At 33.8% G+C, this 12,094-nt stretch carries 15 protein-coding genes and 1 pseudogene; 4 read left to right on the forward strand and 12 right to left on the reverse strand.

Features of this window, described 5'->3' with window-relative positions; translation table 11 throughout:
• Positions 1 to 42: 42 nt before the first annotated feature.
• Positions 43 to 156 (forward strand): AbrB/MazE/SpoVT family DNA-binding domain-containing protein, encoded by a 114-nt coding sequence (locus tag LC087_RS13430; protein ID WP_226541398.1) that lies wholly within the window; start codon positions 43 to 45, stop codon positions 154 to 156.
• A gap of 308 nt (positions 157 to 464) precedes the next feature.
• Entirely contained in the window at positions 465 to 623 is a 159-nt protein-coding gene (locus LC087_RS13435) for a type II toxin-antitoxin system death-on-curing family toxin (RefSeq protein ID WP_306020842.1), read from the forward strand.
• A 41-nt stretch (positions 624 to 664) separates the two neighbouring features.
• Here LC087_RS13435 and csaA read toward each other — a convergent pair whose 3' ends face one another.
• Positions 665 to 997, reverse strand: coding sequence for a chaperone CsaA (gene csaA / locus LC087_RS13440; protein ID WP_226541396.1), 333 nt, complete (start codon positions 995 to 997; stop codon positions 665 to 667).
• Positions 998 to 1,072: 75 nt separating this feature from the next.
• On the reverse strand, positions 1,073 to 1,765 hold the full coding sequence (locus tag LC087_RS13445; protein ID WP_226541394.1) for a helix-turn-helix transcriptional regulator: 693 nt from the start codon (positions 1,763 to 1,765) through the stop codon (positions 1,073 to 1,075).
• A 130-nt stretch (positions 1,766 to 1,895) separates the two neighbouring features.
• On the opposite strand from LC087_RS13445, the gene LC087_RS13450 reads away from it, so the two are divergent.
• On the forward strand, positions 1,896 to 2,417 hold the full coding sequence (locus tag LC087_RS13450) for a 2-phosphoglycerate kinase (protein WP_306019648.1): 522 nt from the start codon (positions 1,896 to 1,898) through the stop codon (positions 2,415 to 2,417).
• A 194-nt stretch (positions 2,418 to 2,611) separates the two neighbouring features.
• On the opposite strand, the gene LC087_RS13455 is transcribed toward LC087_RS13450, so the two are convergent.
• The 7 genes from LC087_RS13455 to LC087_RS13485 all read right to left on the reverse strand — a co-directional run bounded on the left by LC087_RS13455 (position 2,612) and on the right by LC087_RS13485 (position 7,319).
• On the reverse strand, positions 2,612 to 3,046 hold the full coding sequence (locus LC087_RS13455) for a DUF7878 domain-containing protein (protein ID WP_226541390.1): 435 nt from the start codon (positions 3,044 to 3,046) through the stop codon (positions 2,612 to 2,614).
• A gap of 318 nt (positions 3,047 to 3,364) precedes the next feature.
• A complete protein-coding gene (locus LC087_RS13460; protein WP_226541388.1) occupies positions 3,365 to 4,177 on the reverse strand; it encodes a hypothetical protein in 813 nt (270 codons plus the stop codon).
• 179 nt (positions 4,178 to 4,356) lie between these two features.
• On the reverse strand, positions 4,357 to 5,058 hold the full coding sequence (locus LC087_RS13465) for a hypothetical protein (RefSeq protein WP_226541387.1): 702 nt from the start codon (positions 5,056 to 5,058) through the stop codon (positions 4,357 to 4,359).
• A 24-nt stretch (positions 5,059 to 5,082) separates the two neighbouring features.
• Positions 5,083 to 6,060 carry a Kiwa anti-phage protein KwaB-like domain-containing protein gene (locus LC087_RS13470; protein ID WP_226541386.1) on the reverse strand — a complete coding sequence of 326 codons (978 nt, stop codon included), beginning with the start codon at positions 6,058 to 6,060 and terminating at the stop codon, positions 5,083 to 5,085.
• 138 nt (positions 6,061 to 6,198) lie between these two features.
• Positions 6,199 to 6,573, reverse strand: coding sequence for a hypothetical protein (locus LC087_RS13475; protein WP_226541385.1), 375 nt, complete (start codon positions 6,571 to 6,573; stop codon positions 6,199 to 6,201).
• Positions 6,574 to 6,609: 36 nt separating this feature from the next.
• Positions 6,610 to 7,065, reverse strand: a complete 456-nt coding sequence (locus LC087_RS13480) for a hypothetical protein (protein WP_226541384.1) — start codon at positions 7,063 to 7,065, stop codon at positions 6,610 to 6,612.
• Positions 7,065 to 7,319, reverse strand: a complete 255-nt coding sequence (locus LC087_RS13485; RefSeq protein ID WP_226541383.1) for a hypothetical protein — start codon at positions 7,317 to 7,319, stop codon at positions 7,065 to 7,067. The genes LC087_RS13480 and LC087_RS13485 overlap by 1 nt, the downstream gene beginning before the upstream one ends.
• Before the next feature lie 322 nt (positions 7,320 to 7,641).
• On the opposite strand from LC087_RS13485, the pseudogene LC087_RS13490 reads away from it, so the two are divergent.
• Positions 7,642 to 8,873: pseudogene (locus tag LC087_RS13490) on the forward strand (ISL3 family transposase).
• A gap of 282 nt (positions 8,874 to 9,155) precedes the next feature.
• Here the strand turns inward: LC087_RS13490 and LC087_RS13495 are convergent.
• Genes LC087_RS13495 through LC087_RS13505 form a run of 3 tightly spaced genes read right to left on the reverse strand, consistent with a single transcriptional unit; the run spans position 9,156 to position 12,088 of the window.
• On the reverse strand, positions 9,156 to 10,544 hold the full coding sequence (locus LC087_RS13495; RefSeq protein WP_306019649.1) for an LlaJI family restriction endonuclease: 1,389 nt from the start codon (positions 10,542 to 10,544) through the stop codon (positions 9,156 to 9,158).
• The gene (locus tag LC087_RS13500) at positions 10,519 to 11,103 is read right to left on the reverse strand and encodes a hypothetical protein (RefSeq protein WP_306019650.1); all 585 of its coding nucleotides are present in this window, start codon (positions 11,101 to 11,103) and stop codon (positions 10,519 to 10,521) included. Before LC087_RS13500 ends, LC087_RS13495 begins: the two co-directional genes overlap by 26 nt.
• Positions 11,075 to 12,088 (reverse strand): ATP-binding protein, encoded by a 1,014-nt coding sequence (locus LC087_RS13505; RefSeq protein WP_306019651.1) that lies wholly within the window; start codon positions 12,086 to 12,088, stop codon positions 11,075 to 11,077. The genes LC087_RS13500 and LC087_RS13505 overlap by 29 nt, the downstream gene beginning before the upstream one ends.
• Positions 12,089 to 12,094: the final 6 nt, after the last annotated feature.

Consider the following 12,094-nt stretch of genomic DNA (forward strand, 5'->3'; position numbering starts at 1 on the left):
ACATTATATGTGTTAAAACTAATATAAAAAGGAAGTGATTTTTTGCAACCATTTGATTGGAAAGTAACTAAAGTAGGAAATAGCTTTAGAGTTACGCTCCCCAAAGAATTACTTAAACAAGCTGGTTTATCACAAGGGGATGAAATACAGGTATAAGCTAAAAACGGAAGTATAGTCATAAGAAAAAAAAGAGCATGTAACACTCCCTGAAGGTGTCGATGCTCAATTTATGGATTTATTAAATGATGTTATGAAAGAACATGATCAAGCATTTAAAGGGTTAGTGAACAGATAATGGATGAAATCATTTATTTAACAACCGGCCAATTGATTATTATTAACACTGTTCAAATTTACCTTTATAACTTATAGGAGTAAAGGACCCAAACTTACTTGATTCAGCTATTAATCCACCAAAACAATTCCTTTTTGGAAGAGATGCTTATCCTACCATTTATGAAAAGATAGCCAAAAACCATGCATTCCATAATGCTAACAAGCACACAGCACTTTCTTCAATAATTGTGTTCTTGAAAATAAATCATTATCGATGGACAACGTCCCTCGATGAAGAACAAGACTTTGTAGTGGATGTAGTAAATCATAAATACTCACGACGATAGAAAAGTATACGGAAAGAGTATAGACTAATCACACAATACAACTACAATATCCGCGTCCCATTCTCAACATGTTCATCTGGCTTTAAAAGAACGACGTCTCCATCTTCTGGAACCCCACCGATTACCAAAACTTCCGATTTAAACCCTGCGATACGTCTAGGAGGAAAGTTCACCACTCCAACCACCTGGCGACCAATCAACTCTTGAGGCTGATACCTTTTTGTAATTTGAGCTGACGATTGCTTAAGGCCCATCTCATCACCAAAATCGATCTCAAGCTTTATCGCTGGTTTCCTTGCCTCAGGAAAAGGCTCTGCACGAATCACGGTACCCACCCTAAGGTCTAACTTTAAAAAGTCTTCTATATTCGCCATGTGCATCAAACCACCTTTCACCCTTTATCATAGACCAAAGACATTCATTTTTCTTGACCCAGTTTAAGGTTCTTCTTATCTAATATTAAGATCTCGATATGTTTGTGGAGGAATCCCTTCACATTTGACGAACCATCTTGTGAAGGAGGAGGCATTTTCAAAACCTAATTCCTCACTAATATTCGACATCGACCATGTTGTCGCCAGTAATAAGTTTTTAGCCTCTTTCAAACGCAGATCAGAAATATAAACTTTAGGACTTTTTCCCATCTTTTCTTTAAACCAAGTCGAATAATAAACAGGATGATAGTGCTCTATACTAGCTAACTTTTCAATAGAAATAGGCTGCTTATAATGCTTATGAATATAATCAATGGAAGGCGAGATAGACTTTTGTAGTTGATGGCTCACATATCGGGTCAAATCTGTTAAAGAGGAAGAAACTTGATGATTTCTCGCTTCTTCCAATAATAAATAACGAATCGACGTCCATTTTTGATCTAATTGAATATACACACTAGCCGCTTTTTCGGGTAAATAGTGATTGGCAATGTCCAATATTAAAAATTCATTGCGATCGACCGAACGAAAAACATGCTGAAAGGAAGGAGGAAGATAAAAACAATATTCCGTGCTAAGGCGAATCTCTTGCCAATCTGTTTTCATCTCTAATGTTCCTTGTAAAGGAAAGAGTATTTGACCATAGTCATGTTGATGTGAGTGAAACTCCCGAGAATACGATCTCTTTTCACATACGATTTGGTTCATCCGATATTCCCCCCCTTCTTCAACGATTGTGTCTATTATATAGTGAAGTCATAAGAAAATAAACGAAAGGAGAATTTTTCATATATGATCATTTTAATAGCCGGAGTTAGCAGCCACTGGAAAAACGTTAATGGCACAAACCTTACTTGAAAAGTATAAGATGCCTTATCTTTCAATTGATCATCTAAAAATGGGCTTGTATAGAGGAACGGACAACTGTGGTTTTACCCCGTTAGACAGTGATGAACGAATTGGTGAGAAGCTTTGGCCTATTGTAAAAGGAATCATCATGACGAATATCGAGAATAACCAAAGCCTTATAATTGAAGGGTGTTATTTACAGGCCGAGTATATAAACGAATTAGAAAAGCCCTATTCTGATAACATAATTTCCGTATTCTTAGGCTTTTCCACTCCTTACATAAACGAAAACTTCACGTCAAATATTATCAAACATCGGAATGTTGTTGAAACTCGCCTCAATCCAGAGGAAAGAACAATTACGCGATTTATTGAAATGCATGATAAGTTTAGAAACAAGTGTTTAGAACATGGCGCCAATTACTTTGAAATTGATCAAGATTATGAACGAGAAATAATCAAAGTGTATGAGTTTATTGAAGGTCAAATGCAGATCATGGAAGGTGAGTGAAGGGCGATGTTGCAAAAATGCGCGACCAAGGATTATAACAAACGATGGAATTCAAACACGTTTAGTGGTAACAACCTCATTTTGCTGGTGCAACCAGTGAGAGGAGTCAATACCAGTTAATTTCTAATAACGGAACCTTTGGACAAAAAGGAAAGAGATTAATACTTTCTCATCGGAACTTTATCAGCAAAATGTCATATAGAAATTTGATAGTGTTGTTGAATAGCATCACCCAACTCGTAATACAAACCCTTCATTTGTTGCACAAGGTAATGAAGGTCAAAAACATTGTACACCTGCTCTTCCTCCCATATTGACTTTAATCGAGCTTTATCGTTGAACGGGAGCAATTCAATAATTGGCTGATCTTCTTCATATTCCAGAGTATAGTATTTAAATTCAATTATTTTATGTTTCTTCTTTATATTTTTAAACCAATCATCTAAACACAAATAAAATTCTAGTAGAGCAAGATTCTCTTTAAAATATAGTCTATTATTAATTCGAATGATGAGATCTCCTTCTATCATATATGCTATTGAAGGATCCTTTCTCCTGTTCTTTGGTATTTCCGATGCACCAGATGTGAATTGATAGTTTATCTCTATTTTATTGGATAAGTGGTTCATGTTTCTATTCCTTTCAAAAACTTTTTTTAATTTGGGAGGGTAGCATTTATTATTAGCGTTCCTTAATCGGGAAGAAAACTGAAACGATTGCGGTTAACCATTTGGTTACCTCAATTTTTGTTTTAGATATCCAATTAATGATTATTTCTCATGTATGATCCTCTAAGAAGATATCGGGATATTAATGAAGATATTGAGATAAGTGTAAAAAAGGAGCTACCCAAACGGTAGCTAATGTTCATCAAGAAACTCATTTACTTGTGAAACGGTTCAGAGTGATGTATCTAAAAGAGGTTTTCAGGTCTAATTTTCAAAATATTATTTCAACCTTTTTTCTATGTTTTCAATCATTATTTCTGCACGCTGATTAATTATTTGAGTTTTCTCTCTTATATAGTTTTCTGCCTTCTCGAATGTTGGGGGACCTAGAGCACTCGGATACCCCTTAGTGAGCTCTCTACAATTTTTTCCACCAGCACCAAAGTATGAATTCAGAAAGAGAATTTCTCTAAAGTAATCAAAGTTTTTGGGGAAAAGCTCTTTGTTTCCATCTAATAATTTTTTCCAATCATCAGAAATTTCATCTGAATAATAGTACCATTTTTCTAAAACAATAAGAAACTGGTCAAAATAATCATGAAGTTTAGATGACTTGTTGCCTCGATATCTATTAATTGTAGTTGGTTTTAGTTTTTCTTTATATTCTCCTTCTTCTCTGACTGTTATTCTAATATCTTCAATCTCGTTATTTGGTAAAATCGCAAAATTCCCTATTGTGTGATAGATTTTATTAAAACCCTTCACTTTATTTTTAAACCTATCTTTCTCAGAATAGTCCTGAATGTTTGTCAAAATCTTTTCAACTTTAGCTCCATATTTTCCAAATAAAGTATTTAACGAATTCAAGGTATCTCCGCGATATGTTTTATCTTTTATAAGTTCTGATACACAATTAACTACAAGCTTTTCCTGCCAAAGCACACAATATATTGCTCTCGCTAGTTTCGTATCATCGCAATAAAACCAGAAACCTTGGCTACCAAATTTCTTATCACCTTGCAGTTTTTTGAAGTCAAAGGAAGCCAAATTAGAAGGTTCATAGTTGAGTTCTTCATTTATAAACTCCTTCACTAAAATAGCACAATTACAATTTTTATTCTTCGTTTTTGAACTAAAATGATTTATTCATCGTAATACCCTCCTTTATTTTTGAACTATTTTACTAATAAAAGGGGATAATACCAGATACGATTTTTTCACTCTTATTTGAAAAATCCGTCTTTACTTGTGGTTCAGTCTCCGTTGAGCATCTAAATATGATTATTTATAAACGTGTTGGTAAATTGTATAATCTTGAATAAGTACCCATTCATTTCCTTATTCCACAGAGCTAAGAACACCAAGAAACTTCCTAGAAAAATTACAACCTTTTTAAATGAAAGCCGGCTTCTCGAATCATCCACAAACATTACTGCACCAGGGGATAAAATCCTCGTATATATGGTAGTTTTTAGTGGAACATCTTTTCTTTTTTCTGATACTACAATTAGATTTTCACCATTTTCACCGTGTGCAATATTAATATCGTAGAATAAACTTAATACTGGATTGATATGGTAAAGGTTATTATGCATATATAAATATCCTATTACTAGAAAAAGCACTAAAAATGCAAATATTGTTGGGATATTAAAGTCCCCGTCGCTGTTAGTGATATTTGAGTTAAATGAAATGAAAGGAATTATATAAGTTACTATATAATTTAAAGCTTCACTGCCCTTACTGTATACCATATCTAATTTAATTGGAAAATTAGGAGTTGCCTTTAACGGTTTGTCTAAATACATCTTTAAAGTCAAGATAGTGACTGTGATAATCATCCAAATGAAAAGACATAGCAAAAGGTTATTTATGTTCATTAGGAACAATATAATAAAAAGAGGCAAGTAAGAACTTAAGAAAAGCATGTACCTAAATACTCTATTGATCACAAATTCTACTTTATCCCCCATGATATTATCCTCTCTCCTCATAAGTTAACCTATGTTTATTCTTTGGTTAGCAAATATCCTTGTCTCACTTACTAATGTTTCTGCTGCCTCATCATTAATAATCCGTATTATTTGGTCTACTGATTTATGACTATTTTCTTCATCGATTCTAATTGTTTTCTTTTGCGAATCTAAACTGAAAAATAGACCTTCATCTATTGCTTCCTTGACTTTCTGAAAGGTATCAAAAGTAACATTGTCAAACTTACTCGCAGAACTTATCGTAAAAAGCTTCCTCTTAAAGTTCTTATTTCTACTACAATGAGATTCTAAAACAAGGAAGTTATCTATTAAGCCGCTCCCATTAATACTCCCTAAGATAGCCTCAGAATGCATGTTAATATGTTCTTCGTATTTAAATAAGCGTTCAAAGAAAAAACTGTGCGTTACAAAAATCTCATCATCAATACTAAAAGCACAACATTTTTCATTTAACTCTAGGTGTGATACTTCTACTTTTTGAAGCAGGTCACCATCTTCATTTCCAAAACTATATAAGCTTTTTTTCGGCTTATAGAAGTTCGATTTTGAAAGTGTCGAAAATATTTGAACACGAAATTCTTTTGCTGTGTTATTATCTGTTACAATTACATCAATAACGTACCCCTTCATAGAACTTGAAGATTCTTCGAAAATCTTCTTTGTAAGTCCAGTGGAGTTATCTTCAATAATGAGTTCCTCAATGTCTAGAAAATTCGGTACTTCAACTTTCTTCAAACATGAGACACTTTCGTTACCATCTGGTGCTGTGTTGTTTTGGTATTCAAATAATTGAGCATCCATAGCATTTTTTAGATTCATATAAATGATTGCTCTTAAATCTTCATGGGTGGACATATTCAGCTTATATAATTTAAAAGGTTCCTCTTCATCTGAAAGTAGAAATGCTGACAAACCATTAATTGAATAGTTACCAGTACAATTAACGAAAATCTCTTGTAAAACCTTAAAGTTAATTTCCATACAATAACCTCGTTCAAAGTATTTTATTGAATCATATTTACTATTTTATCACAATTTTCTTTAAACGAAAGCTTTGGAATTTACAGATTCCATCCATAATGGAGTTGGATATCTTGATAGCTTTGTATTCCGATTCTTTCAAGGAATTAGGATTTTAACTGTAGAAAGGTACATTGGCGAATGCTCATGAAGCCTGAACGTAGACAGATTCAACATGCCATTCTTTAAATTGATAAAGTTGCGTCCTGTGTTCATCTCTTCAACAATAGGTGCTTCACGTTGGAGAGTTCTAATAATCTCAGTTTCATATGTGTTTTTCCAACTGTTCCATCTACCCTCATGCATCACTGCCCTGATTATTTTTCCGAGATTCTCTTCAGAAAACTCTTCATATACACCCGTATTTGTTGTATAGAAAGAGTCTTCCGTCTCTTGTTGAACGCACATGGCAACGCTTGAGGAAATGCCTTGCAAAGACGTTGGCGTTAAAGTGGTATCGTTTCTTTTTGTCATCGTAAAGAAACCCTCTTTCTTCCGCCTTTCCAACCTTCAGAACTTGCCCCAGTTCAAAAGCAATGCTTCCGGAACCAGTGAGTCGGCAATCAATTCAGCAGACTTGAATCGTTCTAAAGACTTGTGTTTAGGCATATCGTGGACATGTTCCATTAAAGCGGAGAAGAACGATTCTTCCTCTCCAACCGCCTCCATGCTAACAGCAGTTACCAATAAGGATTGTTTTTCTGGAACATCAATCTCCTGAACCAATACTCTAAGCGTCTCCGAAGATTCTAACAATCTTAGTTTGCTTATTGGATGCTTTGATAAAAAGTTGTGAGTTTCTTTTTTATATAGAAGAACATTCTCATTTTTACTTACTTTTACCTGTGCTACATCAAATCGCTCGTTTGCTTGAATAGGGTAGGTTTGAGAAGCACTTGACTCCTCATTATTTGTTTTAGGTTTACTTTTGTGAATCACCGGTCGCTTAACCTTTTTCAATGCCATTACGCCACCTCCCCATACAATTCAAATGAACTGCAATTAATAATCTCAATTGGCTCATTTTCCCTTGCTCCAAAACATTTTGAGTTTAACTCAGGGAAGAAGTTAATTAAGTCATTACATGCAGATTTCACTGTATCTTCAGGGTCATCCATGTAACAACCATCTTGAATTACAATTCCCCAGATTCCGGTTTGGTCTAGAAACTTAGCAAACTCTAGTTGCAAACCAGCGTATTGACCTCTTGTCATTACCATCTCTGAAAACCCTTAGGATAGAAGTCAATCTCTGATGAATCTTCATGAATATTGATTCGATTCGCAAGTACTTTCTGAACTAAAAGGTCTTTTACTAATCGTTTTATAACTCTTTGCATTCCATCAGGAGAAGTCCCTTCAGGAATCAGAACCTGAGCTGCTAGACGATAGATTGCATTGACACCATCATAGTGGTCTCTTCTTGCATCAGTTAGATATGATACTGCAATTTGGTAGTTATTTTTTTGCGAACTATAAACTTTAGCTTCTTCGCTGTTTAAGATGGTGCAATAGTGACGATACTGGATTCTAAAACAATAGAATGCAGGTGATCAAGATGTTAATAGAAGTGAAGGGAATAGAAGAGGTCTTTCACATTTCGGAACCATGGTATATAGAAAGTTGTATTTTTAACAATGAACATCAGCAATTAGACGTCTATGTAGATATTCGTAAGGGAGCTAGATTTTCCTGTTCGAATTGTGGAGCAGAAAACCAATCTGTATATGACATAGCTGACTACAACCGAACGTGGAGGCATTTAAACTTCCTTGAATATCCCTGCTATATCCACGCAGAATTACCTAGGACGGATTGTCAGAACTGCCAAAAGGTTCATCGCGTAAAAATCCCCTGGGCAATTAAGAGTCGATCTAATTTCACGATCCTTTTTGACGCATGGATTATGACCCTGGCAAAGGATATGCCTATGAGTGCGATCAGCCGTTTAGTTGGTGAACACGATACCCAGTTGTGGAGAATTCTTCACTATTATGTGGATCACGCCATTGAGTCTCAAGATTTATCAGAAGTGACGATGATTAGTACAGATGAAACCTCTTCAAAGAGAGGGCATAACTATATCACGATTTTTATGGATCCCCAAAAAAAGAATGTCATCCACGTCACAAAGGGAAAGGACTCTAGTACATGGGGAGAGTGTAAGAAACATCTAGAATCTCGCGGAGGACAGGCAGAGAAGATAACTGAAGTTTGTATGGATATGTCGCCCGCTTTTATTAAGGGAGCGAAAGAAAACTTCCCCAAAGCGTCCATTACATTTGATAAGTTTCATGTCGTCAAAGCCGTAAATGAAGCAGTAGACGATGTGCGTCGTAAGGAACAAAAAACGTGTAAAGACTTAAAAAACACACGATATGTCTGGTTAAAAAATGAGAAAAACTTAACAAGCCCTCAAAGAGAAACCCTTGACCGTTTAAAAGATTGTAACTTAGATACAGCGAAAGCCTATCGTATGCGAATAATCTTTCAAGAAATCTTTCAATACCCTCGTGAAATTGCCCCTATGGTATTAAACGACTGGATTGAGTGGGGACTTCGTTGCAGACTGCAGCCCATGGTAGATGTTTCAAAGACCATTATGACGGAATTATCAGGTGGTTCTCATCCAAGCTAAACAATGGATTATTAGAAGGAATTAATAGTGTCTTTCAGGCTGCCAAAAGAAAAGCACGAGGCTATCGTTCGCATAAAAATATGGTGGCCATGGTCTTTTTACTCCATGGAAAACTGGACTTCAAATTAAATAAATAAAAAAGAACAAGTAACAGTTTGGAGCCATACCTTGCTTCACAACTAAACTCATTCCCTTGTCCGGTTTTAAGTCTTTTAGAAAAGGAGTTTTTTATTTTCTAAATAATCATTCTAAATGTCGAAGAGCCAAATAAAAATGATAGGTTAAATTATCAGAGATTGTATGATGTTAAATGCTCAAAGTGCGATTCGATTCTATATTCTCAACCATACGATTATGGATCAAGTTTAAATGAAGTGGAAAATTTTAGAAATTTAGTCCAAAAGATCTCATCTTTTGGACTAAATTTCTAATGCTAGTTGATTATAACCGTCAATCGTATTTCGTTTCCTTGTTTCATTTATCAAAGTAAATATTTCAGCAAGGATTTCCTCATCAAATTTATTTCCATTGATATAAGCGTTAAATACATAATCTGCTTTTATATAGAAGAGAATGATCGGGAGTTTACCCAATAAACCTAGATTAACTCTTCCAATAATCTTATAAATATAATCCATATCATCATTGGGAAATAATAGGGCATTTGCAGTGTTACATCCTTTAAATATATCACTATAAATCATTTCATAAATGTGTTGCTTTGCTACGTCATTAATACCTGGATTACCTTTAAAACCACTCTCTGATGATGTAATATTATAATATTTTGCATCAAGGATCATTATGGAGTTTTCTTGAACAGCAATAATATCGGGTTGATATTCATCTGAATTACCTACACTATTATTTAAGTAATTCTCCCAAAATGCCGTATATTTTTTCCAAATACTATCTGAAACCATCTTCCTCAATTTATCTTTTTGATCGTTTAAGACCTTTTTTAATACATACTCCCAAACATATTCAAAACTTTTTGTACCAAAGAGAGACAACTCTTTATTGTAATTTACATACTCTTCATTTAAATAATGAATCATCGCATTTAACAATCTAACTTTTTGGTCATTAAAAACTACTTGCATTTCCTTTTTAATAACACTAATTAGGAATGTTTTATCTCCTAATGAACTAAGTGCCATGCTTGGCGTTAAAATGTTTGTAGGCTCATATCCCAGCAACCTACTAAAGCGTAAGAAGCAATCATATATGATATTCTGATGGATAGCTGTTACGGTGTTGGATTCATCATTCTTGTATTCATTATTTTTTGTATTCAAATAAAATGGTTGTTTATTTACAAAGTAAGGATTTACATCAGAGATTGTATCTTCCCAGCTTATTTCATCTTCACCATCATCAATAATTTCTTCTACTTCTCTTTCATAATAACCATAGTAAACAAAGTCTCTTAAAAATAGATCGCTTAAGCCAAGGGTACTATTGTAGTCACTCTGGTTATTTAAAGGATAAAAATCAGATGTCAGCTTTCGATAATTTGCTTTTTCATATTTTTTAAACACTTTAATTAGTCTAATTGTATTCTCAAGCTTTATCTTCTCATCTTTTGTTGTTGAGTATTTTGGCAATACACTTATTGTAATATCTTTGTATGCAATTAAGCCTACAAAATTAATGGTAATATAATCATTATCTTTTTTTTGACATATGGATTCATGAAATAATATATTGAGTAATACCTCATCAAGTAAATTGCTTAAGTAACTTTTTTTATAGGGTTTTAACTCCTGTAAAAAAATCATTTTATACAAGACCTTCCAAAGCCTCATGGACTTCCTTAACGAAGATTGGCTTTTTATCATCGCTTAAATAATCTTGTACTATCTTTGAGAATGTACTTTTCCTAAAAAGAATTGTTGGATTATGTCTTAGTACATCGTCCCTCAAATATAATAGTATTTTATTAACAAAAATTTCATCATTTTCGAATTCATCATTTTTCAGAAAGAATGGACCTATCAGCTTATCCTCTGGTATGTTTTCGTTTGATAAGAAATCATTAATTACTTCTCTAAATCCATTCCAAGAAACTCTTACATCTAGGAAGTTCAAGAATATTTCTTTATCATTAACTTCATTCTTGTATTTATCAAGTAATAAGTATTTAAATGTCCACCTTCTCTTAAATGCTGCATCCATAGGTTGTACACCCTGATCGCCACTATTCATCGTAGCCCATATGTATAGATTTGTTGGAATCTTAATCTTTTCATCTATATAAGTACCCATTCTTGCTCTTAGAGCATTAAGAATATTATCCTGGACTGTAATAGAGTAAGAACTTTCACCTTCAATATTTCTATCTAATAATTGAAAAAAAGTCGCCAAAAACACTAGCTGCATTCGCTCTATTAATCTCTTCTATTATTAGGATAAAATTATGTCCTGGATTATCTATTGCTCTACAAAGCATCTCAAGAAAAGGTCCAATTTCAAACTTATAGTCAATTAATGGCTCATACTGATAATCTGCTTCTCGAACCATACTAGCATCATATACTCTTGAAGTAGCTTCTTTATAAATTGGAGTAGGTTTATATACACCTGCAAATTGACTATATGAATACTTTGGATAGAACGTAATTCTTTTTCGCAAATAATTATCTGGGAATAGTTCTGTTGCTACTGAATCTAATTCATGGCTTTTCCCCGTTCCAGGAGCACCATATACGATTAAATTTCTCGGAAATTCACTAGGAATCTCATTAGGTTCAAAATTTAACTGTTGTGTTTGTTCTTCATTGCCAGTATTAGCATTTTCATCAAAATCATTTTCATAAAAATTATCTAGATTTAACATATAAGACAATAAAAAATTAGGTCTAAAAGCATATGAATTTCGTTTCTTTTCCGTTGAAATCTTGAAAGTGGAGAAGCCATCTCGCATTGCTTGTGCAACTTTTTTAACATGAATTTTTGCTGAGTGATTTTTCCCTGGTTCAGAATAAGCATTTATATTCCAACCAACAATAATGGCATTCTGATTTCTTTCATAGACACCTAACAACAAATTAATTGTCTGTTCATCATCGACTATTTCTAAATCCTTTAGCTGAATTCTTTTATCATTAGGACTAGTTCTACCTGTATTCGATAACGGTTTACAGTATATGTTTAAATTGAAGGTCTCTCCTTCACCATTAGACATTGTTCCTTGTAACTGGGCTCTTTCTTCTAATGTCCAGTTTATACTCCAATTTGAATTTGCAAGAGCACCTTTGACTATTTCCTTTACTCTAGCAGGTTGTAAAACTGGTTCATCATCAACTACAAGTGTCCCATCTGGATTGGCTTGATTATATTCATTAGTCATTGTATA

Source organism: Bacillus carboniphilus (genome assembly GCF_020524035.2).
Lineage (GTDB): Bacteria > Bacillota > Bacilli > Bacillales > JAIVKR01 > Bacillus_CC.

Excerpts from the sequence above, each read along its gene's own strand:
- LC087_RS13450 (WP_306019648.1), top strand. The coding sequence starts at position 1,896 with ATGGCACAAACCTTACTTGAAAAGTATAAGATGCCTTATCTTTCAATT.
- LC087_RS13505 (WP_306019651.1), bottom strand. The coding sequence starts at position 12,088 with ATGACTAATGAATATAATCAAGCCAATCCAGATGGGACACTTGTAGTT.
- LC087_RS13480 (WP_226541384.1), bottom strand. The coding sequence starts at position 7,065 with ATGGCATTGAAAAAGGTTAAGCGACCGGTGATTCACAAAAGTAAACCT.
- LC087_RS13475 (WP_226541385.1), bottom strand. The coding sequence starts at position 6,573 with ATGACAAAAAGAAACGATACCACTTTAACGCCAACGTCTTTGCAAGGC.
- LC087_RS13495 (WP_306019649.1), bottom strand. The coding sequence starts at position 10,544 with ATGAGGCTTTGGAAGGTCTTGTATAAAATGATTTTTTTACAGGAGTTA.
- LC087_RS13445 (WP_226541394.1), bottom strand. The coding sequence starts at position 1,765 with ATGAACCAAATCGTATGTGAAAAGAGATCGTATTCTCGGGAGTTTCAC.
- csaA (WP_226541396.1), bottom strand. The coding sequence starts at position 997 with ATGGCGAATATAGAAGACTTTTTAAAGTTAGACCTTAGGGTGGGTACC.
- LC087_RS13470 (WP_226541386.1), bottom strand. The coding sequence starts at position 6,060 with ATGGAAATTAACTTTAAGGTTTTACAAGAGATTTTCGTTAATTGTACT.
- LC087_RS13455 (WP_226541390.1), bottom strand. The coding sequence starts at position 3,046 with ATGAACCACTTATCCAATAAAATAGAGATAAACTATCAATTCACATCT.
- LC087_RS13465 (WP_226541387.1), bottom strand. The coding sequence starts at position 5,058 with ATGGGGGATAAAGTAGAATTTGTGATCAATAGAGTATTTAGGTACATG.
- LC087_RS13485 (WP_226541383.1), bottom strand. The coding sequence starts at position 7,319 with ATGGTAATGACAAGAGGTCAATACGCTGGTTTGCAACTAGAGTTTGCT.